The 22,553-nt window shown below is 64.6% G+C and carries 21 protein-coding genes; 14 read left to right on the top strand and 7 right to left on the bottom strand.

Going from position 1 to position 22,553, the window contains the following annotated elements; all coding sequences use genetic code 11:
• Positions 1 to 268: 268 nt before the first annotated feature.
• Positions 269 to 3,676, bottom strand: coding sequence for an autotransporter outer membrane beta-barrel domain-containing protein (locus ACVIYL_RS39070; protein ID WP_456781063.1), 3,408 nt, complete (start codon positions 3,674 to 3,676; stop codon positions 269 to 271).
• Positions 3,677 to 3,943: 267 nt separating this feature from the next.
• On the opposite strand from ACVIYL_RS39070, the gene ACVIYL_RS39065 reads away from it, so the two are divergent.
• Positions 3,944 to 4,741, top strand: a complete 798-nt coding sequence (locus ACVIYL_RS39065) for a helix-turn-helix transcriptional regulator (RefSeq protein ID WP_456781062.1) — start codon at positions 3,944 to 3,946, stop codon at positions 4,739 to 4,741.
• A 117-nt stretch (positions 4,742 to 4,858) separates the two neighbouring features.
• Here ACVIYL_RS39065 and ACVIYL_RS39060 read toward each other — a convergent pair whose 3' ends face one another.
• Positions 4,859 to 5,365 carry a DUF2147 domain-containing protein gene (locus ACVIYL_RS39060; protein WP_456781061.1) on the bottom strand — a complete coding sequence of 169 codons (507 nt, stop codon included), beginning with the start codon at positions 5,363 to 5,365 and terminating at the stop codon, positions 4,859 to 4,861.
• Positions 5,366 to 5,498: 133 nt separating this feature from the next.
• Between ACVIYL_RS39060 and ACVIYL_RS39055 the strand changes: the two genes are divergently transcribed.
• The 7 genes from ACVIYL_RS39055 (at position 5,499) to ACVIYL_RS39025 (ending at position 10,643) form a co-directional block, all read left to right on the top strand.
• Positions 5,499 to 6,056 (top strand): DUF2975 domain-containing protein, encoded by a 558-nt coding sequence (locus tag ACVIYL_RS39055; RefSeq protein WP_225642012.1) that lies wholly within the window; start codon positions 5,499 to 5,501, stop codon positions 6,054 to 6,056.
• Between the two features lie 11 nt (positions 6,057 to 6,067).
• A complete protein-coding gene (locus tag ACVIYL_RS39050; RefSeq protein ID WP_026192543.1) occupies positions 6,068 to 6,310 on the top strand; it encodes a helix-turn-helix domain-containing protein in 243 nt (80 codons plus the stop codon).
• Between the two features lie 182 nt (positions 6,311 to 6,492).
• The gene (napE, locus tag ACVIYL_RS39045) at positions 6,493 to 6,678 is read left to right on the top strand and encodes a periplasmic nitrate reductase, NapE protein (protein ID WP_225163708.1); all 186 of its coding nucleotides are present in this window, start codon (positions 6,493 to 6,495) and stop codon (positions 6,676 to 6,678) included.
• A 43-nt stretch (positions 6,679 to 6,721) separates the two neighbouring features.
• Positions 6,722 to 7,009 (top strand): chaperone NapD, encoded by a 288-nt coding sequence (locus ACVIYL_RS39040; RefSeq protein WP_256559050.1) that lies wholly within the window; start codon positions 6,722 to 6,724, stop codon positions 7,007 to 7,009.
• An 18-nt stretch (positions 7,010 to 7,027) separates the two neighbouring features.
• Positions 7,028 to 9,541, top strand: coding sequence for a nitrate reductase catalytic subunit NapA (gene napA, locus ACVIYL_RS39035; protein WP_310882813.1), 2,514 nt, complete (start codon positions 7,028 to 7,030; stop codon positions 9,539 to 9,541).
• Positions 9,538 to 10,008: a nitrate reductase cytochrome c-type subunit gene (locus ACVIYL_RS39030; protein ID WP_225163706.1), complete on the top strand. Its 471-nt coding sequence runs from the start codon at positions 9,538 to 9,540 to the stop codon at positions 10,006 to 10,008. The genes napA and ACVIYL_RS39030 overlap by 4 nt, the downstream gene beginning before the upstream one ends.
• Complete coding sequence (locus ACVIYL_RS39025) at positions 10,005 to 10,643, top strand: NapC/NirT family cytochrome c (protein ID WP_456781060.1); 639 nt, start codon at positions 10,005 to 10,007, stop codon at positions 10,641 to 10,643. The genes ACVIYL_RS39030 and ACVIYL_RS39025 overlap by 4 nt, the downstream gene beginning before the upstream one ends.
• Before the next feature lie 116 nt (positions 10,644 to 10,759).
• Here the strand turns inward: ACVIYL_RS39025 and frc are convergent, their stop codons facing one another.
• The 3 genes from frc to ACVIYL_RS39010 form a co-directional block, all read right to left on the bottom strand.
• Positions 10,760 to 12,037 carry a formyl-CoA transferase gene (gene frc / locus ACVIYL_RS39020; RefSeq protein ID WP_456781059.1) on the bottom strand — a complete coding sequence of 426 codons (1,278 nt, stop codon included), beginning with the start codon at positions 12,035 to 12,037 and terminating at the stop codon, positions 10,760 to 10,762.
• Between the two features lie 59 nt (positions 12,038 to 12,096).
• A complete protein-coding gene (gene oxc, locus ACVIYL_RS39015; RefSeq protein WP_283062524.1) occupies positions 12,097 to 13,830 on the bottom strand; it encodes an oxalyl-CoA decarboxylase in 1,734 nt (577 codons plus the stop codon).
• 89 nt (positions 13,831 to 13,919) lie between these two features.
• Positions 13,920 to 14,615: a GntR family transcriptional regulator gene (locus ACVIYL_RS39010; protein WP_050387017.1), complete on the bottom strand. Its 696-nt coding sequence runs from the start codon at positions 14,613 to 14,615 to the stop codon at positions 13,920 to 13,922.
• Positions 14,616 to 14,832: 217 nt separating this feature from the next.
• Here ACVIYL_RS39010 and ACVIYL_RS39005 point away from each other — a divergent pair, with 217 nt between their 5' ends.
• The 6 genes from ACVIYL_RS39005 to ACVIYL_RS38980 all read left to right on the top strand — a co-directional run bounded on the left by ACVIYL_RS39005 (position 14,833) and on the right by ACVIYL_RS38980 (position 20,103).
• On the top strand, positions 14,833 to 16,962 hold the full coding sequence (locus tag ACVIYL_RS39005) for an acetate--CoA ligase family protein (protein WP_456781058.1): 2,130 nt from the start codon (positions 14,833 to 14,835) through the stop codon (positions 16,960 to 16,962).
• Between the two features lie 270 nt (positions 16,963 to 17,232).
• Positions 17,233 to 18,030: a sterol desaturase family protein gene (locus tag ACVIYL_RS39000; RefSeq protein ID WP_456781057.1), complete on the top strand. Its 798-nt coding sequence runs from the start codon at positions 17,233 to 17,235 to the stop codon at positions 18,028 to 18,030.
• Positions 18,017 to 18,394 carry a hypothetical protein gene (locus ACVIYL_RS38995; RefSeq protein ID WP_456781056.1) on the top strand — a complete coding sequence of 126 codons (378 nt, stop codon included), beginning with the start codon at positions 18,017 to 18,019 and terminating at the stop codon, positions 18,392 to 18,394. Before ACVIYL_RS39000 ends, ACVIYL_RS38995 begins: the two co-directional genes overlap by 14 nt.
• A 12-nt stretch (positions 18,395 to 18,406) precedes the next feature.
• The gene (locus tag ACVIYL_RS38990; protein WP_024579640.1) at positions 18,407 to 18,604 is read left to right on the top strand and encodes a hypothetical protein; all 198 of its coding nucleotides are present in this window, start codon (positions 18,407 to 18,409) and stop codon (positions 18,602 to 18,604) included.
• 40 nt (positions 18,605 to 18,644) lie between these two features.
• A complete protein-coding gene (locus ACVIYL_RS38985; protein WP_028345228.1) occupies positions 18,645 to 18,953 on the top strand; it encodes a DUF6166 domain-containing protein in 309 nt (102 codons plus the stop codon).
• Between the two features lie 40 nt (positions 18,954 to 18,993).
• Positions 18,994 to 20,103 carry a Zn-dependent alcohol dehydrogenase gene (locus ACVIYL_RS38980; protein ID WP_456781055.1) on the top strand — a complete coding sequence of 370 codons (1,110 nt, stop codon included), beginning with the start codon at positions 18,994 to 18,996 and terminating at the stop codon, positions 20,101 to 20,103.
• A gap of 6 nt (positions 20,104 to 20,109) precedes the next feature.
• On the opposite strand, the gene ACVIYL_RS38975 is transcribed toward ACVIYL_RS38980, so the two are convergent.
• Together ACVIYL_RS38975 and ACVIYL_RS38970 are read right to left on the bottom strand one after the other, a co-directional pair.
• Positions 20,110 to 20,868, bottom strand: coding sequence for a GntR family transcriptional regulator (locus tag ACVIYL_RS38975; RefSeq protein ID WP_253609454.1), 759 nt, complete (start codon positions 20,866 to 20,868; stop codon positions 20,110 to 20,112).
• A gap of 105 nt (positions 20,869 to 20,973) precedes the next feature.
• Positions 20,974 to 22,386, bottom strand: coding sequence for an MFS transporter (locus ACVIYL_RS38970; RefSeq protein ID WP_057020275.1), 1,413 nt, complete (start codon positions 22,384 to 22,386; stop codon positions 20,974 to 20,976).
• Positions 22,387 to 22,553: the final 167 nt, after the last annotated feature.

The following is a 22,553-nucleotide window of genomic DNA, read 5'->3' as shown; positions in this document are numbered from 1 at the left end:
GCGTGCCAGGCCCTGATGATGTCGCGCGATGTGTCGGAGTCGACACCGTCGACAGATTCCGCAATGGACCACAATCTGGCCACTACCCGAAAGGGTACATCAACGTGCGCGCGTACGATCAGTCGCCAAGCGAGGCATAGCTGCAACAGAGCGGTCCGCAATCGCCGCGAATTGCGCGCAAAATCGAATCAAAGCTGCTGCTCTTCCCGCTAGCGGGAAGAGCGATGGTTGCAACTGTTCGGCTTCCGCGACGAACTCAAAACCGTCGTTAGAACTTCCAGCTGAAGCTGCCCTTCGCCGAATGATCCTGCACGCGATCGGCAAGCTGTCCGACATAGGAGATGCCGACGGTTGCCTGTGCGGTGATGCGCAGGTCGAGCCCGCCTTCCACCAGCGCCGCGTTGCGCGCGAGCGGCACGCCGTTCACCGTGAAGCTTGCGCCGGTGCTCTGGAACGCGAGCGCCGCGGTCGGCGAGACATCGCCGAACGCGTATTGCCAGGCGACCGAGGCGCGCGGCGTCAGCCACATGCCGTTGCCGAGCGCAAGATTGCTGGCGAAGCGCGCGCCGACAGTGGAATAGCCGACGTCCTGGTTGCTGCGGCCGCCGAACAGCGCCGCGCTGCCGCCGGTCTCGTTGAAGCTGTCGGTGTCGAGATGCGCCCAGGCGAGGCCGGCGAACGGCTCGAGCGCGACCTTGCCGAGGTTGAAGCCGTAACCGACCTCGCCGAACACCTGTGCTGACGTGGCGTTGTAACGCGCACGCGTGGTGTCGAAGAAATCCGGGAAGATGATCGAGCGGCTGGTGTCGAGCGTGCTGAAGCTGGCGCCAGCGCCGCCGCGCAGGCTGAGCGCGCCGTAGGTCGCGCCGACATAGCCGGCGAGATGCGCGGTGTCGATGTTGGCCGAGCTCGTGCGGTCGCCGATGCGCAACGAGGAATTGGTGTAGCCGCCGGCGATGCCGGCGATCCAGTTCGGCGCAAAGCGATGATCGACGCCGCTGAAGAACCCGGCGAGGTCGCGCGTCATGCCGCTCGCATTGCCGTCGCCGCCGAAGCGGCCCCAGGCGCCGACGCCCTGGGCCCAGAATGCGGTGTCGGGAATCCGCGCGGGCGCGGCGAGCGGCGGCGCCTTGATCGGGAAGCCGGGACGGCTCGCGCCGGCATAGGCGAGGGCGGAGGAGGCCGCCATCGAATCCATCGCCGCCAGCTGCGGACCGCCGGCGCTGAGCGCGGCCATCGGCCCTGCATCGCCGGCAAACGCGGATTGCCGCAACCGGCCGAGCACAGCGTCGCGCAGGTAGCGTGAATCGTCGAGCATTGCGGTCTGTGTGCTGGCATGCAACTCGCCCGACAGCGCATCGAACGCCTGCCGTGCGCCGGCGGCGTTCTGATTGAGGATGCTGACCACCAACGGGCTGGTCTGCGCGCTCGCTTCGAGTGCGTTCGACACCGCGAGCTGGTTCGGCGTCTGCGCGACGTCGGGGAAGGTCGTGCTGTTGCGCGCCAAGGTCAGATACACATTGCTCGGATCATAGGTCAGCGACGGGTTCAGGAAGGTAAGGCTGCTGGTGACATCGGCAAAGCTGCCGGTGACGCCGCTGTTCGCGGTGAGGATGGTGTAGGTGGTTTGCGGCGCATAGGTGCCGTTCTGCGCCAGCGCTAGCACGCTGCCGCCGCCGAGTGTCGCCTTGCCGGTGGCGACGATCCTGTCGGACTGGCCGGCGGCATTGGCTTCGACCTGATAGATCGAGCCGGCCGCGAAGCTGACATTGCCCGAGACGTTCAGCGTGCCGATCGAATTGCCCGGCGCCACGGTGCCGCCGCTGGCAATGGTGAGGTTGCCGACGGTGCCGTTGCCGCCGAGCGTGCCGCCCGCGTTGACTGAGGTGAGGGACGAGGACGCAATCGAGCCGTTGACGCTGAGCGTGCCGCCGTCGACCGTGGTGGTGCCGGTGTAGGTGCTGTTTGCGGTCAGGATGGTCTTGCCGGCCTCCACCAGCACCGACCCTGCGCCTGATATGGCCGGGTCGAAGCTGTAGCTCGCAGACGTGTGGTTGAAGACGATGCTGCCGGTGCCGGCGCCGAACGTGACGGTCGGCGTGTTCAACGTGCCCGGCGCCGCGGCGGCCTGACCGAGCCCGGCGCCGATGTTGACCGTGCCGGTCGAGCCGGCCTGATTGGCAACACCAAAAAGCGGCGTCGTTACGATGCCGCCGTTCTGGATCGTCAGCGTGCCGCTGCCGGCATCGCCGACAAACAGGGCGAAGCTGTTGGTCCAGGACGAGCCGGAGCCGGTGACCGTGGCCGTGCCTTTCGAGCCGGCGAGGAAGCCGATGTCGCTGCCGATCATGCTGGCCACTGCGCCGTTCCGGATGGTCAGCGTGCCGGTGCCGCCACCTCCGACATTGAGAATGCCGCCATGGGTCCAGGACGACCCGGCGCCGTCGATCGTCACCGTGCCGTTCGAGCCTGCAACGACGCCGATACCGGCAATCCCGCGCGTCGCGCTGGGGGCGGTGGTGACCGTGGCGTCATTTTGAATGTCGAGCGTGCCGGTGCCGGAGTAGCCGACATACAGGAAGTCAGCGCTGCTCAGCGACGAACCGGCGCCGGTGACGACAACGTTGCCGTTGGAGCCCACATTGGAGCCGATGAAGGTCGTGTCGTTGCTGACCGCGCCGCCGTTCTGGATGTTGAGGACGCCGGTGCCGACATAGCCGACATGAAGCTCCTTGCCGACGAGAAGCGATGAACCGGCGCCATCGACGGTTACGTTGCCGTTGGATCCGAAGATATAGCCAAGGTAGGCATTTGAGTCGGCGCCGTTGCTCACGACGCCGCGGTTCTCGATGTTCAGCGTGCCGGTACCGGCGGTGCCGACATAGAGCTCGGCGGAGTTGGTCCAGGACGAGCCGGGGCCGGTGACGGTGACGGTGCCGCTCGAACCGGGAACAAAGCCGACGCGGCCGTTGCGATCGCTCACGGTGCCGCCAGCCTTGATTGTCAGCACACCGGTTCCGTTTGTGCCGACAGAGAGATCGTCAGTCATGTTCCAGGACGAGTTGGGTCCGGTGACCGTTGCGGTCCCGCTCGAGCCAGGCAAGGACCCGATCAGGCCGTTGGTACCGGCCACGGTGCCGCCGTTCTGGATCGTCAGCGTGCCGGTGCCGGCCACGCCGACATTGACACCGACACTGAACCACACCGAGCCGAAGCCATCGACCGTCACGGTGCCGTTCGAACCGGCATTGTTTCCGATGAAGCCATTGACGTTGTTCATCGTGCCGCCGCCGCTGATCGTCAGCTCGCCGATGGCGTTTTGGCCGATATAGAGGTTAGTGGCCTGCCCCGCGGTCCCCGCGATCGTCGTGGCATGCGGCGAGGTGGTGTCGATCACCGCATTGTTGGGGGAGGCCGGAAGGATGTTCGGGAGCCAGTTGGTCGGGTCGGTCCAGGTCGACGAGTTGGCGCCGGTCCAGACGATGTCCGCCGCATGGGACGGTACCGGCGTTACCGTGAGCAGCGCGAGCGCGACCAGCGATGTCGTGCCCAGCAGCGCGCCGCGGAATAATGCTTGCTGGTGCTGCGCGCGCAGTCTCGCTTCAAAGCAACCGTTACGTGAATCTTCGAGCTGTCCTACAGCGGGACGTTCCGCTGCGTCTTCCAATGGGGTCACCGCATTCAGTCCCGATAGTAACTCGAATTGTTGCAACTTTCGCCGGGCCATGCGTGTTGCTGTCCCTGACGACGTCGCGCGATGTGTCGGGCTCGACACAGCGGAGAGATTCCGTAATCGAATGCGATCTGGCCATTACCCTAAGGGGTATACCAACGCGCGCACGAACGATAAGACGGCGAGCGAGGCTTTGCTGCAACATGTGGGCACGTCGCGACGTTGCAGTGATCGCCAAAAAATTAATCAAACCTGGTCGATCAGAATCCCATGCAACGGGACAGCACACTCGACGACGAAATCATTCGTCTCTACGAATCCGAGTCCAACCTGCACACGCTGCCGGGTGTCCTGTTCGCCGGCGTCGGCCGCCTGGTCGATGCGGAGGTGGTGAGCTTCACCGAGTTCCATCGTCCGAGCTGGGATTTCCGGTCGTTGATTTCGGTCGGCGACGATCCGGAGGTTCGTGCCGGCGGCATGCAGGCGTTTGCGAAGCACATGCACTCGCATCCGTTCTGGCAGCACGATCCGGCGTTCTATGGCGAACGCGCGCTGCGCGAGTCGGATTTCTTCAGCGACGAGGAATTCGTCGAGCTGCCGATTGCCAAGGAGGTGTTCCTGCCGTCGGGGGCGCGGCGGATCATGGGGGTCGCGTTCGAGCACGCCGGTTATGTGGTCACGGTTGTCGGGCATCGCGTGGTGGGACGGCCGGCGTTCAGCGACGAGGAGCGCGACCGGATGCAGGGTTTTCGTCCGCACATCCTACGCGGCTACCGCCAGGCGCAGGAGCGAACGCTGGCGGCGCTGACACCGAGCGACCGCCTGCGTCTGGCATTTCCCGCGCTGACGCCGCGCCAGATCGAGGTGGCGTCGTGGATCGCGCAGGGCAAGTCGAACGAAGAGATCGCGGGCATCCTCGGCGTCGGGCTCGATGCCGTGAAGGCGCACGTCAAGGCGATCAACAGCAAGATCGATTCCGACAGCCGGCGCGCCGCGATCGTCATCGCCCACACCACGCCGCCCTTCGCCGATCTGCCGCCGCTGTGGAAGCTCGGCCTCGAAGATTGAGGCGGGCGGCGCGTTTATAAAAGAAGGCCGCCCAAATGCGGCGGCCTCGAGTGAGCGGGTTTGCTTTTCTTCTTGGCCGATGAAGGGTCGGGGCCAAGTCCCTTCACCGCATTCGCTTCACCGCGTCCAGTCTTCGCCGGCGCACAGCGTTCCCATGCAGCCGCGAACGTTCAGCGTGCCCGGCGAGACCAGCGTCACCGAGCTCTCATAGGTCTTGCCGTCGTCGGCGTTGTAGATCCGGCCGGCCCATTTGTTCGGGCCGGCGGGCTGCATGTTGATGAACAGCGACATGCCTATGACCGGTCGGGTGCGCTGCGCGCGATCGGCGTTCTTGTCGTCGAGCTGCGGCTTGCCGGTGGCCCTGTCTGTCGGCTCCTTCAACCAGACGACGCGGCCGCACAGCGCGCTGCCGCAGCGGTGGACCTTGATCCTGGCGTCGCCGGATTGGGTCAGCCAGACGCCGGCCGGATCGTTGGCCTTGTCGCTCGCCTTGGCGGCATCGGCGGGGCTGCCGAGCAGCGGGATGTGGAACGCGGCCACGATCAAGCGGCGCGTGAGGTGAGCGTGGATCAATTGCTTCAGGGCCTTGCGCAGGCCGTTTTGGTCTGGGAATACCGTCATCATCCACCTACTTCATGAAAAATTTCATGATAAACATGAAATAAATCACGTTTAAGGTTGAGTCAATGACATTGCCTAGGCATGATGCAATCCGGCCGTACCGGCTTTTTGGCAAAGAATTTTTCGGATGGGTGCGATGGGGAAATCGGTTCGTGAGCAGCGCCAGCTCTGGTTTCGCAGGCTCGATCGGGCGTTCTGGTTGATCTGGGCGGCACTGCCGGTGGTGCTGTGGCTGGCCTATTACCGCACCACCACGGCGTCGGCGACGATCGCCGAGAGCCTGATCGGCGAGCAGGCGAAGTGCGCCAGCATCGTCGCCAACCCGCTGACCATGTCCGCCAAGGGCCAGGTGCTGTTCTGGTCGCTGTTCGCGCTTGGGGTATCGTTTTACGCCGTGCTGATCGGCATCCTACATCGCATGGTGAACCGATTCGCCAACGGACGGATCTTCGTGTCCGAAACGCTGCAGGGTGTCTGGTGGATGGGGATCTTCCTGGTGGTCTGGCCGTTTGTGGATACGATCACGACCATCGCGGTGACCTATGCGCTGTATCAGTTCGGCGACATCAAGTTCTTCCTGCCGAGCTACGGCGTCGACGTCGGCACGGTCGCGGGCGGCGTGTTCCTGATGGCGCTGAAATTCGTGATCGAGCAGGCCATCCTGTTGCAGTCCGAAAACGATCTGACGATCTGAGGGTGATGCTTGTGCCCATCGTGGTGAACCTCGATGTCATGCTCGCAAAGCGCAAGCGCCGCCTCGGAGACCTCGCGGACGCGATCGGCATTTCGATCCAGAACCTGTCGATCCTGAAGACCGGCAAGGCGAAGGCGATGCGCTTCTCGACGCTGTCGGCAATCTGCCGCGAGCTGGACTGCCGGCCGGGCGATATCCTGGAATATGTGCCGGGCGACGAGGGCGGTGACGGCGAGAGCGGCGAGGGTGGTTGATCCGGCGTGCGATAGATTACCACGTAGAGTCGTCTCGCTCGCCCGAGATATGTTTGCTGCGTGAGGCCGTCGCTCCGCACATTGATCTGAATCAATGTCCGCTCACCGCCGCTCCTTAGGTTGATGTCCAAGGCAGCGGCCCGGATGCCGTCCCCCCAACGTCCCAAGCGAGAGACACGATCATGGCGGTCGCAGACGGCGACGCAGATGCACGGCGTCGCCGAACGCGAATGGAAATCTTCGCCTTCCTGTTCCTGACCGCCATCCTGATGCCGGGGCTCGCGGTCGCGACTGTGGGGTCATACGGACTCGCGATCTGGATCTACCAAATGGTGGCCGGCCCTCCCGGTCCGCCCCCACCGCACTGACAGGGAGAGCATCGTTGTGCGCAAGACCGCGATCAATCGCCGTATGTTGATTACCGGCCGCGCCTTGACAGCGGAGCGCGTCGTGACGCCCCCGGGGGGCGAGATCGCCAGCATCCTGGTGCAGGCCCGCCCCGAGAGCCTTGATGCGGTCGAAGCCGACATCCTCGCCGTTTCCGGCTGCGAGATTTTCGGCCGCGACCCCAGAGGCAAGCTCGTCGTGGTGGTCGATGCACCCGATGCCGGTGCGCTCGGCGCGACGTTGAACACGATCGCTCTGTTACCGCACGTCCATTCCGCCTCGCTGGTGTTTCACGCCATCGACGTCTGCTGAAGTGCCGGGAGGCAAGCCATGACCGAAACCAAGCTCGACCGCCGCCAGATGCTGAAGCTGGAGGCCGCCGCGATTGCCGCTGCGGCCGGCGGAATGCCAGTTGCGTCGGTCGCGGCAAACCTCGTCGCTGACCGTGATGCCAGCGAACTCGACTGGAACAAGGCTCCCTGCCGCTTCTGCGGCACCGGCTGCAGCGTCATGGTGGCAACCAAGGACAATCGCGTCGTTGCCACCCACGGCGATATCAAGGCCGAGGTAAATCGCGGCCTCAACTGCGTGAAGGGCTACTTCCTCTCCAAAATCATGTACGGCCACGATCGCCTGACGCAGCCGATGCTGCGCAAGACGAACGGCAAGTACGACAAGAACGGAGACTTCACCCCGGTCGCGTGGGACGAGGCGTTCGACATCATGGCCGAGAAGTTCAAGGCGGCGCTGAAGCAGCGCGGGCCGAGCGGCATCGGCATGTTCGGCTCCGGCCAATGGACGGTCTGGGAGGGCTATGCGGCTTCAAAACTGTTCAAGGCCGGCTTTCGCTCCAACAACATCGATCCCAACGCGCGCCACTGCATGGCCTCAGCCGTGGTCGGCATGATGCGCACCTTCGGCATGGACGAACCGGCCGGCTGCTACGACGACATCGAGGCCACCGATGCCTTCGTGTTGTGGGGCTCCAACATGGCGGAGATGCACCCGATTCTGTGGACGCGGGTGACCGACCGCAGGCTTTCGGCGGCGCATGTGCGGGTCGCCGTGCTTTCGACCTTCGAGCACCGATCGTTCGACCTTGCCGACATCGGGATCGTGTTCACGCCGCACTCCGATCTCTACATCCTCAATGCGATCGCCAATCACATCATCAAGACCGGGCGCGTGAACAAGGATTTCGTCACCGCGCATACCGTGTTCAAGCGCGGCCAGACCGACATCGGCTACGGCCTGAGGCCCGATCATCCGCTGCAGAAGAAGGCGACGGGTGCGGCCAAGGCCAACGATGCCACCGATATGAGCTACGACGACTACGTCAAATTCCTCGCCGACTACACGCTGGAAAAGGCGGCGAAGATGTCGGGCGTTCCGCTCAATCGCCTGGAGGCGCTGGCCGAGCTCTACGCTGACCCGAAGACCAAGGTCGTCAGCTTCTGGACCATGGGTTTCAACCAGCACACCCGCGGCGTCTGGTGCAACAATCTGGTCTACAATCTTCACCTTCTGACCGGGAAGATCGCGGAGCCCGGCAACAGCCCGTTTTCGCTGACCGGCCAGCCCTCGGCCTGCGGTACCGCACGCGAGGTGGGTACCTTCTCGCACCGCCTCCCGGCAGACATGGTCGTCACCAACAAGGCGCATCGCGACAAGGCGGAGGAGATCTGGAAGTTGCCGGAAGGCACGATTCCGGACAAGCCGGGCTATCACGCGGTGTTGCAAAGCCGGATGCTGAAGGACGGTCTGCTCAACGCCTACTGGGTGCAGGTCAACAACAATTTGCAGGCCGGTCCCAACATCAACGAGGAAACCTATCCCGGTTTCCGCAATCCCGACAATTTCATTGTCGTTTCGGAAGTCTATCCGACCGTCACCGCGCTCGGCGCCGACCTGATCTTGCCGACCGCGATGTGGGTGGAAAAGGAAGGCGCCTATGGCAATGCCGAGCGGCGCACCCAGTTCTGGCACCAGCTCGTCACCGCTCCGGGCGAGTCGCGTTCAGATCTCTGGCAATTGATGGAGTTTTCCAAGCGCTTCAAGATCGAGGAGGTCTGGCCGGAAGAGTTGCTGGCAAAGAAGCCGGAGTATCGTGGCAAGACGCTGTTCGACATGCTCTATCGCAACGGCCAGGTCGACAAGTTTCCGGTCTCCGACGTCGCGTCGGGCTACGCCAACGACGAATCCAAGGCGTTTGGCTTCTATGTCCAGAAAGGGCTGTTCGAGGAATATGCCAGCTTCGGCCGCGGCCACGGCCACGATCTCGCGCCGTTCGATGCCTATCACGGCGAGCGCGGGCTGCGCTGGCCCGTCGTGAACGGCAAGGAGACGAAGTGGCGTTTCCGCGAAGGCTCGGACCCGTATGTCGGGCAGGGCAGAGGCGTGCAGTTCTACGGTTTTGCCGATGGCAAGGCGCGCATCTTTGCGCTTCCCTACGAACCGCCGGCGGAATCGCCTGATAGCGAATACCCCTTGTGGCTTTCCACCGGCCGGGTGCTGGAGCATTGGCACTCCGGCACCATGACCCGCCGCGTGCCCGAACTCTATCGCGCGTTTCCCGAGGCCGTCTGCTTCATGCATCCGGATGATGCGCAGGAGGCCAAGCTGCGACGCGGTGACGAGGTCAAGGTGATCTCTCGCCGCGGGTTCATCCGGGCGCGGCTGGAGACCCGCGGCCGCGACCGGCCGCCGCGAGGTCTGGTGTTCGTCCCCTGGTTCGACGAGTCGAAGCTGATCAACAAGGTGACGCTCGACGCCACCGATCCGCTTTCGCTGCAGACCGATTTCAAGAAATGCGCCGTGCGCATCGAGAAGGTGCTGCCGTCATGATCAGGGACCTGCGCGTCGTTCTGCTCGTCCTGGCGATAGGGGCCGGCACCGGCACATTGGCGGCGCAATCGCTCGATTCCGGGCTGCGGGGGCCGACGCCGCTCGATAATGAAGGCCCGGCTCCGCCGATGATGCCGACGCGCAACACGTCCGAGCGGGAGGTCAGGAACTATCCCGAGCAGCCGCCGGTGATTCCGCATTCGATCGACGGCTACCAGATCGATCTGAACAGCAACAAATGCCTGTCCTGTCACGCGCGCGCCCGCACCGGCGAGTCGCAGGCGCCGATGGTCTCGATTACTCATTTCATGGATCGCGACGGCCAGTTCCTTGCGTCGATCTCGCCGCGCCGTTTTTTCTGCACTGAATGTCACGTACCGCAGAGCGTGAGCAATCCGCCCATCAGCAACGACTTCGTCGACATCGACACCATGCTGAGCCGCGCGGGTCCGGGCGGCCGTCGATGAAGGCGGCCGACCCCCAAGCCTCGAAGGAGGGGCTCTTCCAACGCGCATGGGCCTTCGCGCGCGAGCTGTGGGACGTGCTGGTGCGGCCGAGCACGGTGTTTGGGCTCGGCGTGCTGGTGATCGCGGGCTTCGTCGCCGGGGTGATTTTCTGGGGCGGGTTCAATACCGCGCTCGAATTGACCAACACCGAGAAATTCTGCACCGGCTGCCACGAGATGCGCGAAAACGTGTTTGCGGAACTGAAGTCGACCATCCATTTCACCAATCGCTCCGGCGTCCGCGCCACCTGCCCGGACTGTCACGTTCCGCACAACTGGACCGACAAGATCGCACGCAAGATGCAGGCCTCCAAGGAGGTGTGGGGCCACCTGTTCGGTGTCATCGACACCCGCGACAAGTTTGTCGACAAGCGGCTCGAGCTCGCGCTGCATGAGTGGGCGCGTTTCAAGGCCAACGATTCACTCGAATGCCGCAACTGTCACAGCGCGGAATCGATGGATATCACCAAGCAGTCACCGCGCGCGTCGGTGGCGCACCAGCGCTTCCTGTTTACCGGCGAGAAGACCTGCATCGATTGCCACAAGGGCATTGCACATCACTTACCCGACATGCGTGGAGTTCCGGGCTGGCAATGAGCGCCGGCTTTCGCCGGGGACCTTGATCTCGCCACGACGGCTGAACTGACGACCGGCCGGAACGAAAATGGCCGCGGTTGCCCGCGGCCATTCGTGTTTCTGCTTGAGCGCTGCCCTTACTCGGCCGCCTGCTTGCGTGGCGGGTCGAGCGCGCCGGAGTCGTGGATCTCGGCGACCTGGTGATCGCTGAAGCCGAGCACCTCGCGCAGGATCTCGTCGGTGTGCTCGCCGAGCAGCGGCGAGCGCTGAACGTCGCTCGGCGAATCCGACAGCTTGATCGGGTTGCCGACCGAGACGTACTTGCCGCGGGTCGGGTGGTCGACCTCGACCACGGTGCCGGTCGCGCGCAGCGACTGGTCTTCGGCGATCTCCTTCATCGAGAGGATCGGACCGCAGGGGATGTCGTCCTTGTTGAGGATCTCCATCGCCTCGAACTTGGTCTTGGTCATAGTCCACTGCTCGATGCGGGCGAAGATCTCGTTGAGGCGCGGCAGGCGGGCCGGCGGTTTGGCGTAGTTCGGATCGGTCTTCCAGCTCGGCTCGCCGATCACGTCGCAGATCTTCTCCCAGACCGGGGCCTGGGTGATGAAGTAGATGTAGGCGTTCGGATCGGTCTCCCAGCCCTTGCACTTCAGGATGCGGCCGGGCTGGCCGCCGCCGGAATCGTTGCCGGCGCGCGGCACGGCATCGCCGAACGGAATGCCTTCGCCGAACTGGCTGTATTCCTTCAGCGGACCGTGGGCGAGCCGCTGCTGGTCCCGCAGCTTGACGCGGGCGAGATTGAGCACGCCGTCCTGCATCGCGGCGGTGACGCGCTGGCCCTTGCCGGAGTGGGTGCGATGGTACAGCGCGGTGACGATGCCGAGTGCGAGATGCAACCCGGTGCCGCTGTCGCCGATCTGCGCGCCGGTGACCAGCGGCAGGCCGTCGCGGAAGCCGGTGGTCGAGGCGGCGCCGCCGGTGCACTGCGCGACGTTCTCGTAGACCTTGCAGTCTTCATACGGGCCCGGGCCAAAGCCCTTGATCGAGGCGACGATCATCTTCGGGTTGATGGCCTGGATCTTCTCCCAGGGGAAGCCCATGCGATCGAGCACGCCGGGGCCGAAGTTTTCGACCAGCACGTCGCACTGCTTGATCAGCGCGGTCAACACTTCCTTGCCCTTCGGGTTCTTGGTGTCGAGCGTGATCGAGCGCTTGTTGTGATTCAGCATGGTGAAATACAGGCTGTCCACGTTCGGGATGTCCTGCAGCTGGCCGCGTGTGATGTCGCCGACGCCGGGACGCTCGACCTTGATCACGTCGGCGCCGAACCAGGCCAGCAATTGCGTGCAGGTCGGACCCGACTGGACGTGGGTGAAATCGAGAATGCGAACGCCCTTCAGCGCCTTGGTCATAATGTTTGCTCCGTACTCTGTCTGCCCCTGCACCCGCAGGGAGTGATGGGGGTTAGGGGTTACTTCTTCTTCTGCAGAACGCTCTGCGGATTGAGGTTGCCGATGCGGCCGCTCTCCGAGCCCGCCGCCGGATCGATCACCGCGTTGATCAGCGTCGGCTTGCCGGAATCCAGCGCCGCATTGACCGCGCGCTTCAACTCGTCCGGCGAGGTGGCGTTGACGCCGACGCCGCCGAAGGCTTCCATCATCTTGTCGTAGCGCGAGCCCTTGACGAACACGGTGGTCGCCGGATCGTCGCCGGCGCTGTTGACGTCGGTGCCGCGATAGATGCCGTCATTGTTGAAGATCACGACGCAGATCGGCAGCCTGTAGCGGCAGATGGTCTCGATCTCCATGCCCGAGAACCCGAACGCGCTGTCGCCTTCGACGGCGAGCACGGGCAGGCCGGTCTCGACCGCAGCGGCGATCGAATAGCCCATGCCGATGCCCATCACGCCCCAGGTGCCGACGTCGAGCCGCTTGCGCGGCTTGTGCATGTCGACGACGCCACGGGCGAGGTCGAGCGTGTTGGCGCCCTCGTTGACGAAGATGGTGTCCGGACGTTCCGCGATGATGGCGCGCAGCGCGCCGAGCGCGCCATGGTAATCCATCGGCGAAGCGTTGCTCATCAGCTTCGGCGCCATCTTGGCGACGTTGTCGTCGCGCTTCTTGGCGATGGTCGAGAGCCAGTCGGACGGCGCCGCGGTCCAGTTCGCGCCCATGGCGTCGAGGAACGCCGAGACGCAGGAACCGATGTCGCCGACCACGGGGGCGACGATCTCGACGTTGGAATCCATTTCCTTCGGCTCGATGTCGACCTGGATGAACTTCTTCGGAGCTTCACCCCAGGTCTTGCCCTTGCCATGCGAGAGCAGCCAGTTGAGGCGGGCGCCGATCAGCATCACGACGTCGGCTTCCTTCAGCACGGTCGAGCGCGCCGCACCCGCGCATTGCGGATGCAGATCGGGCAGCAGGCCCTTGGCCATGCTCATCGGCAGGAACGGCACGCCGCTCTTCTCGACGAAATTCTTGATCGCCTCGTCGGCCTGCGCGTAGGCCGCGCCCTTGCCGAGGATGATGAGCGGACGCTTCGCGCTCTTCAGCACGTCCAGCGCGCGCTTGACCGAAGACGGGGAGGGGATCTGCTCGGGCGCGGCGTCGATCACCTTGACCAGCGACTTCTGACCGGCGTCGGCGTTCATCACCTGCGAGAACAGCTTTGCGGGCAGGTCGAGATAGACGCCGCCCGGACGGCCCGACACCGCGGCGCGGATCGCGCGCGCAAGGCCGATGCCGATGTCCTGGGCGTGCAGTACGCGGAACGCGGCCTTGCACAGCGGCTTGGCGATCGCGAGCTGATCCATCTCTTCATAGTCGCCCTGCTGCAGGTCGACGATCTCGCGCTCGGACGAGCCCGAGACCAGGATCATCGGGAAGCAGTTGGTGGTGGCGTGGGCGAGCGCGGTGAGGCCGTTGAGGAAGCCGGGCGCCGACACCGTGAGGCAGACGCCGGGCCGCTTGGTCAGGAAGCCGGCGATCGAGGCCGCATAGCCGGCATTCTGTTCATGGCGGAACGAGAGCACGCGAATGCCCGCCGCCTGGGCCATGCGGCCCAGGTCCGTGATCGGGATACCCGGCACACCATAGATGGTGTCGATGCCGTTGAGCTTGAGCGCATCGATGACGAGATGGAAGCCATCGGTCAGTTCTTGCTCGGTGCCCGGTGCCTCGGACTTCGTAGCGGTATTCAGCATCGGCATCGTCTCCCTGATCGTTCTTTGTTCGGACGATCTGATTGTCGTCTGAAGCGGGTGTGGACTCTCAAACTTAAGTGAACGGTTCTCTACGTGAATAATTCTTGGCCGTGCGCCTCGACATAGGCGGCAAGCCCAAGCGTGTGGTCGCGCGCGCGCTTCTCGGCAAGCTCGGTGTCGCGCGCTTCCAGCGCCTCGATGATCCCGAGATGCTCGGGCAGCGAGGTCGCGGTGCGGTCCTTGCGGCCGATCGTGAGCTGGCGATAGCCGCGCACATGCAGCAGCAGGTCATTGGTGAGGTCGACCAGAACAGGCGATTCCGACAGCGAGATCAGCGCCTGGTGGAAGGCGATGTTGGCCTTGGAATATTCCTCGACGTGATCCTGCGGCAGGCGATCGTCGCTGAAGTCCTTGAAGAAGTCGCGCAGCGCCGAGATGTCCTTCTTGCGCGCGGTGGTCGTGATCAGGCGGGCCGCCATGCTCTCCAGCGCCGCCCAGGCGCGAATCATGTCGACGATCTCCGCCTTGGTGCGGCGGACCACGACGATGCCGCGGCGCGGCACGGTCTTCACGAATCCGTCCTGCTCGAGCATCGCGATCGCTTCGCGGATCGGCGTGCGGCTGACGCCGAGGCGCTCGGACAGTGCGCGCTCGTCGAGCATCACCGGCTCCGGCGTCGCGTAGATGTCCATCTTCAGGATCGCTTCCTTCAAGGCTTCATAGGCCTTGTTCTTGAAGCTCGTCTCCGGCGCGATCCGGACGATGGCGATATCTGTGTCAGCCATGGTGGGCGACGCCTTGGTCTGTTTCGGTTCTGGCACGACTCGTCTCCTCCTCTTGGAGACGTCTTCTTAGCAGAAGAAATTACCTTAGATTTTTGGCATGCCAAATACCAGAATGTCAAGCTGCCTATATTTTTCGATCTTTTTGGACCTCGACCGACCTTGACAATTGCGTTTTTGGCATACCAAATGCCACGAAATCTGTCCCAGGAGGAAGCCAATGTCAAATTCGAAGGATGCGGTCCGCAAAATTCTCGATGCGGTCAGGGCCGACAAGCGCACGAGCCTCACCGCGCCTGAAGGCAAGGTGGTGTGCGATGCCTACGGCATTCCGGTGCCGAAAGAGGGTGTCGCCAAGTCGGCGGCCGAGGCCGCCCGCATCGCCTCCGACATGGGCTTCCCGGTCGTGATGAAGATCGTCTCGCCCGACATCCTCCACAAGACCGAGGCCGGCGGCGTGGTGGTCGGCGTCAAGAGCGCCGCCGAGGCCGAGAAGAGCTACGAGACGATTCTCGCCAACGCCAGGAAGTACAAGGCCGACGCCAAGATCGAGGGCATCCAGGTCCAGCAGATGCTGGGCGGCGGCACCGAGGTGATCGTCGGCTCGATCACCGACGGCTCGTTCGGCAAGCTGGTCGCCTTCGGCCTCGGCGGTGTGCTGGTCGAAATCCTCAAGGACATCACCTTCCGCCTCGCGCCCGCGACCAAGGATGATGCGCTGTCGATGCTCGACGGCATCCAGGCGCATGAGATGCTGAAGGGCGTGCGCGGCGGCGAGGCGGTCAATCGCGAGGCGCTCGCCGACGTCGTCGTCAAGGTGTCGCAGCTGGTCAGCGATTTCCCCGAGATCGTCGAGCTCGACCTCAACCCGGTGTTCGCCACCAGCAAGAACGCGATCGCGGCCGACGTCCGCATCGTCGTCGACTTCAACTACAAGCCGCGCCCGGCGCCGCGTCCGACCGAAGAGATCGTCGCCGCGATGAACCGAATCATGCAGCCGAAGGGCGTTGCTGTGATCGGCGCCTCCGCCGAGGACGGCAAGATCGGCAACTCCGTGATGAAGAACCTCATCAACGGCGGCTACAAGGGCGAGATTTATCCGATCCACCCCAAGGCCGACGAGATCCTCGGCTACAAGGCCTACAAGAGCGTCAAGGACGTGCCCGGCGTGATCGACACGGCGGTGTTCGCGATCCCGGCGAAATTCGTCGCCGGCGCGCTCGCCGAATGCGGCGAGAAGAAAATCCCCGGCGCGGTGCTGATTCCCTCGGGCTTTGCCGAGGCCGGCGCGCCGGAATTGCAGGCCGAGATCGTCGAGGTCGGCAAGAAGTACAATATCCGCCTGATGGGGCCGAACATCTACGGCTTCTATTATACCCCGGCCAATCTCTGCGCCACGTTCTGCACCGCCTATGACGTCAAGGGCCACGCCGCGCTGTCGTCGCAGTCGGGCGGCATCGGCATGGCGATCATCGGCTTCTCGCGCTCGGCCAAGATGGGCGTGTCGGCGATCGTTGGCCTCGGCAACAAGTCCGACATCGACGAGGACGATCTGCTCGCCTTTTTCGAGCAGGATCCCAACACCAACCTGATCGCGCAGCACTGCGAGGACCTGAAGGATGGCCGCGCCTTCGCGGAAGCCGCCAAGCGCGTCTCCAAGAAGAAGCCGGTGGTCGTGCTCAAGGCCGGCCGCACTTCTGCGGGTGCGAAGGCGGCCTCGTCGCACACCGGCGCGCTCGCCGGCAACGACAAGATCTACGAGGACGTGTTCAAGCAGTCGGGCGTGATCCGTGCCCGCAGCCTGCGGCAGCTGCTCGAATTCGCCCGCGGCGTGCCGGTGCTGCCGACGCCGAAGGGCGAGAACGTGCTGATCATCACCGGCGCCGGCGGCTCCGGCGTGCTGCTCTCCGACTCCGTGGTCGACAACGGCCTGTCGCTGATGCAGATGCCGCCGGATCTCGATGCGGCGTTCCGCAAGTTCATCCCGCCGTTCGGCGCGGCCGGAAATCCTGTGGATATCACCGGCGGCGAGCCGCCGATCACCTACGTCAACACGGTCAAGCTCGGCCTGTCGGATGAGCGCATCCACGCGCTGATCCTCGGCTACTGGCACACCATCGTGACGCCGCCGATGGTGTTCGCGCGCAACATGGTCGAGGTGAAGAAGGAGATGGAGGCCAAGGGCTTCGTCAAGCCGATCGTCGCCTCGCTCGCCGGCGACGTCGAGGTCGAGGAAGCCGCCGAGTATCTCTACCAGAACGGCATCCCGGCCTACGCCTATTCGACCGAACTGCCGGTCGAGGTGCTCGGCGCCAAGTACAAGTGGGCGCGCGGCGCGGGCCTGCTCTGATCTTCTGATCTGTCGAATGCCACAGGCCGCCCCGGACACCGTCCGGGGCGGCCTTTTCGCTGGGCTGTCCCCATCCGCAATGGGCCGCCGAGATGAGCGGGAAGGGCGCGGTCAGCCCGATCGTGCGAAACCAAGCCAGGCTTTCTGATCCTCCTGCGCGGGTTCCGCGCACCATCTTCTTTTCCGGACCCGCGCGCGGCTGACGAAGCTTGCCTTCCGCATCTGATGTGCTACTGATATATCAGATCAGGAATGACGGAGGGACCCGCGATGGAGTTGGCTGCAACAGGGATGACCGACCGCCAGCGCAAATATCGCGCGACCTACCGCGAGCGCGTGGTGGGCTGGTACAATGGCTGGCTGCATGTCGTGCTGATCTACACGATCGGCTTCACGGCGCTGTATGTCTATCTGGCCAATGTGCACGACGTGAAATGGTGGGAATACCTCACCATTCCCGTGGTCTTCCTGATCGCAAACTTCTTCGAATGGGCGGTGCACCGCTTCGTCATGCACCGGCCCTCGAATGTGCCATTGCTGCGCGCGATCTACAGCCGCCACACGCTGATGCACCATCAATTCTTCACCGAAGAGGAGATGCGCTTCGCCGATCATCACGACTGGCGCGTCACCTTCTTCCCGCCCTATGCGCTCGTGGTGTTCACCCTGATGTCGATCCCGCCGGCGATCGTCGCGGGCCTTGTGATCTCGGCCAACACCGGCTGGCTGCTGATCACCACGACGACCTCGATGTACCTGATCTACGAGTTCATGCACTTCTGCTGCCACGTCGAGGAAAATGCCTTCGTGCGCAACATGCCGTTCGTCAACACCATTCGCCGGCATCATACCGCCCATCACAACCAGTCGATCATGATGGAGCGGAACATGAACCTGACCTTCCCGGTGATGGACTATGTGTTCGGCACCTCCGATCTCAATCGCGGCCTGCTTGGCCACATCTTCAACGGCTACAGCACGCGCTACGTGAAGACCGACATGCGCCGCACGGCGCGGACGCCGCGGGTCGTGGCGAAGGAGCAATCGGTGCCGCATGCCGCAGCTTGAACCCAATCTCGCAGGCCTCGCCTGGTTCGGCCTGCTGTGGAGCGTGTGCTGCATCGGCTTCCTGCAACTGGCCGGCATGTACCCGCTGCGCGGGCGCGCCGTTCTGCCGGTGACGATGACGACCGCACTATGGGTGGTGCTGCTCGCCGGCACGCTGGCATTCGCGCTGGCCGAATTGCGCTGGACAACAATCGTTATCGTCGGCGGCGTGCTGTTCTTGTTTTTGCCCGGGCTGTTTCAGGCGCTGCCGGAATGGTGGCGCGACGGACGCGCGGGGTTGCGGCTGTCCTGTTGCGCCATGATCGCCGCGCTCGCGCTGTTGGTCCGCGTGGCGGCACCGTCGTTTCACAACTGGATGACCTGAAGGGAGGTCTCGATGCCAAGCCACATCAAGCTCATGCTGTCGCTGGCCTGCCTCGCCACGGCGGCCTGCGGATATTTTTTCATGGTCTATCTGGGACAGCAGGGACCGAGCTATGCGGTAGCCTTCCTCGGCGTGTTCGCAACCGTCGCGATGTGGATATTCCCCGAGGTCGTCAAGAAGGACCTCAAGATGCGTCCGCCGGGATCCTGACCGAGCTCCTGATATGATGCTGCAGCACAGGGAGGATCCGATGGCGAGCTATACCGGGGACCGCACCATCGACGGCATTTCGGTGCTGGTCGACGGCAAGCCGCTGTCACCGCATTACGACCAGCTTCGTCTCACCGAACACGGCTTTGAATGGAGCTACGAGGGGCCCGAGCCGGCACAACTGGCCTTCGCGCTGCTCTATGACCATCTGCACGATGCCGCTGCCGCGAAAGCGTTGCACGAGAGCTTCATGCGGCGCGTCGTCGCCAATTTCGACAATGAATGGGAGCTCTCCTCGGCCGATCTCGACGAGGCGGTCGCGGCGCTGCGCTCCGGACAGACGGCCTGAGCCCGTGCTGATCTGATGCCCCCGGCAGAGAATTCCTGAGATGACCCTGACCTGTCGCGCGGCGGTGCTGCATCAAAGCGGAACGCCGCTCTCCGTCGAGCGCGTATCGCTTGCGCCGCCCATGCCGACCGACGTCGTGGTGAAGGTGCGCGCCGCGGGGCTCTGCCACACCGATCTGGAAGTCATCGACGGATCGCTGCGCTATCCCTTGCCGATAATCCTCGGGCACGAGGCGGCCGGCGTGGTCGAGGAAATCGGCAGCGCGGTGCGCGACATCAGCGTCGGCGATCGCGTCATCCTGTCCTGGAATCCGCATTGCGGGCACTGCTTTCACTGCGACCGCGCGCAGCCGATCCTGTGCGAGACCTATCTCGCGCGGGGCGCGGAAGGCGTGCATTTCGACGGCGCATCGAAGGCGCAGCTCGCGGACGGACGCAAGCTGACGCACCTGATGTTCCTCGGCGCGTTCTCGGAATATGTCGTGCTGCCGGCCCAGCAGGCGATCGTCGTGCCGAACGACATCCCGTTCGACCGCGCGTGCCTGATCGGCTGCGGCGTCATGACCGGCGTCGGCGCCGCGCTGAACGTCGCCGCCATCGGTCACGGCGATACCGTGATGGTCACCGGCTGCGGCGCGGTCGGGCTGGCAGCGGTGCAGGGCGCCCGGCTTGCCGGCGCAGGTGCTGTCATCGCGGTCGACCTCGATGATGCAAAGCTGGCGCTGGCGCGGCAGCTCGGCGCCACGCACGTCGTCAACGCGGCCCGCGAGGACCCGGTCCAGTTCGCAAAGCAGGCGACGGGCGGCCGCGGCGCCGACGTCATCCTTGAAGCGGCGGGCCATCCCAACGCGTTTCGGCAGACCGCGGAGGCGGTACGGCCGGGCGGCGAGGTGATCTGGCTCGGCAAGATCGACGTCACGCGGGACGTGAGTTTTCGCTGGGGCGCGTTGATGGGCGAGAAGCGATTTCGCCGCTCGAGCTATGGCGGCGCGCGGCCACGGCGCGACTTTCCCTTGCTGGCGCAGGCCTATCTGGACGGCCGGCTCAAGCTCGACGAACTGATCACAGGCCGCTGCAGCCTCGACAGCATCAATGACGGCTTCGAGGCGCTGCGGCGCGGACGTTCGATCCGCACGGTCGTCGAGCTCTGAGAGCCGTTACAGCGTCGAACGTGCAAAACTCTCGATGTAGTCGATCAGGCTATCGGAGGCCGCGCCCGCGGCGTCGACGCGGCGCTCGGCGACGGCTTCGGCGACGTCGGCATGCAGCCGCGCCGCGAGCGGCAGATCGGCCGCTTCTTTGTAATGCTGGTACCAGAACCGGCGCGACAGGCCATGCATCAGGCCCATGGCGCGGGAGGCGAACTCGTTGCGCGACGCCGCGGAGATCAGGGTGTTGAACTGGTGATCCAGCCGCATGAACAGCAGGTCGTCGGATTTCTCCGCCGCGCGCCGCATGCCGGCGGCGATCTCGGAGAACTGGGTGCGCTGCTCGCTGGTGGCGCGCTCGGCGGCGCCGCGCGCCATCAGCCGTTCCAGCTCGCGCCGGACTTCGAGCAGGCGCAGCTGGGCCCTGAGGTCGATCTCGGACACCAGCACGCCGCGGCGGGCCAGGATGTTGACGAGGCCGTCGCGCGACAGGCGCTGCAAGGCCTCGCGGATCGGGGTTCGGCCGATGTTGAGCCGCTTGGCGAGCACGAGCTCGGAGAGCGCGGTGCCCGGCGGCAGTTGCAGCGTCACGATCAGCTCTTCCAGCTCGGCATAGGCGCGATCGGTGAGCGTGACGTCGCTTTGCGGGAGCGGGGCCGGCGCGGAACCGCGCGGCTTGTCGCCGGCGGCGGACGATTGCCGTGCCGGCCGGCGGCTTCCTGCTGTGCGCACGCGCACCGTGCTGGATCGTTTGCTCGAATTTACCATCAGGATCGTGAGTGCTGCTGTACAGCAGATATCTCACACGCCCGATGGCAATGACAAGGCCGGTCGATCGGCCTAAGCCGAATCGGACGGCGCGCCGCGCGCCCATCAGTGCGAAATGCTTTCCAGCGTCCGGCCGCGGGTTTCCTCGCCGAGCAACAGCACCGCAAGCGCCGCCACCACGAACGCGCCGGCGCCGAGCGCAAACACGCCGCCTTGTCCAGCCGCCGGCAGGATCACGCCGATCACATAGGGGCCGATCAGCGAACCGATTCGGCCGACCGCGGAGGCAAAGCCCGTTCCGGTGGCGCGGACATGGGTCGGGTACAGTTCGGGCGTATAGGCGTAGAGCGCCGACCACATGCCGAACAGGAAGAACTGCATGCAGAGGCCGGCAATGATGAGCTGGGTCTGGTCCGCCGCCGAGCCGTAGAAATGGCAGGCGATCGCGCCGCAGAGCAGGTTCATCACCAGCGTCGCCTTGCGGCCCCAGGATTCGACGAGCCACGCCGAGACCAGGAAGCCGGGGATCCCCGCGAGCGAGATCAGGATGGTGTAGAACACCGATTTGGTGATCGGGAAGCCCTTGGCCTGCAGCAGCGCGCCGAGCCACGTGGTCAGGCCGTAGAAGCCGAGCAGCGCGAAGAACCACAGGGTCCACAACATCGTGGTCCGCTTGGCATAGATGCCCGAAAACAGCGTTCTCAGGCCGGTCACTTCGGACGCGGGGGCGGCCACCTGGCGCACCACCGGCGGCAGCTCCTTGCCGCCGAGACGGTCGCGGACCCTGGATTCGATGTCGCGCACGGTCGCTTCGGCCCGCTCCGAATAACCGTGGGACGCAAGCCAGCGCGGCGATTCCGGAACGAAGCGGCGCACCACCAGCACGAACACGGCCGGGATTGCCTGCAGGATGAAGACCCAGCGCCAGTCGGCGACCTGCAGCACGAAGTAGGTCAACAAGCCCGACGCGATGAAGCCGAGCGGCCAGAATCCTTCGAGGAACGCGATGTAGCGGCCGCGGTTGCGCGCCGGCATGATCTCCGAGACCATCGACTGCGCGACCGGAAACTCCATGCCCATGCCGAAGCCGAGCAGCAGGCGGGACGCACCGAGCGCGGTCGCCGTGGTGGACAGACCGCAGCACAGGCTGCCCAGTCCCCAGAAGATCATGCTGACCTGGAAGACGCGGGCGCGGCCGAAACGGTCGGCGAGCAGGCCGGCGGACGCGGCGCCCGCGAACATGCCAAGGAAGCTCATGCTGGACAGCAGCCCGGTTTCCGCCGTCGACAGGCCGAAGGTCTGGCGGATCGAACCGAGCACGAAGGTGAGCGCGGCCAGATCCATGCTGTCGAAGAACCACGCGGTCGCGATGATTCCGAAGATCCAGCGCTGATAGGAGGTGAGCGGCAGGCGTTCGAGCCGCGCCGCGATATCGGCGACCTGCTGCGCCTGCGCGGTTCGCGCAACGGCGGCAGGAGCCCGGCTTCCCGCTGCCGCGGTGACGTCGGAAATGGTCATTGCTGCCTCCCCAAGTGGAGATTGATGGGCTCTAGTCGGCCCCTTTTAATAAAATGTCACACGGATAGCAGTGATATGTCAATTGCTGATCACGCGCGAATTGGCGGCGGGGACCGGGCTGCGGCACCGGGCGGGGCCGCGGACACATCGGCGCGTAGCGCGGTCCT

The sequence above is a fragment of the Bradyrhizobium sp. USDA 3315 genome, from assembly GCF_054056795.1.
The sequence above is the reverse complement of the archived record's forward strand: the minus strand, read 5'-3'. Positions and strand labels throughout refer to the sequence as shown.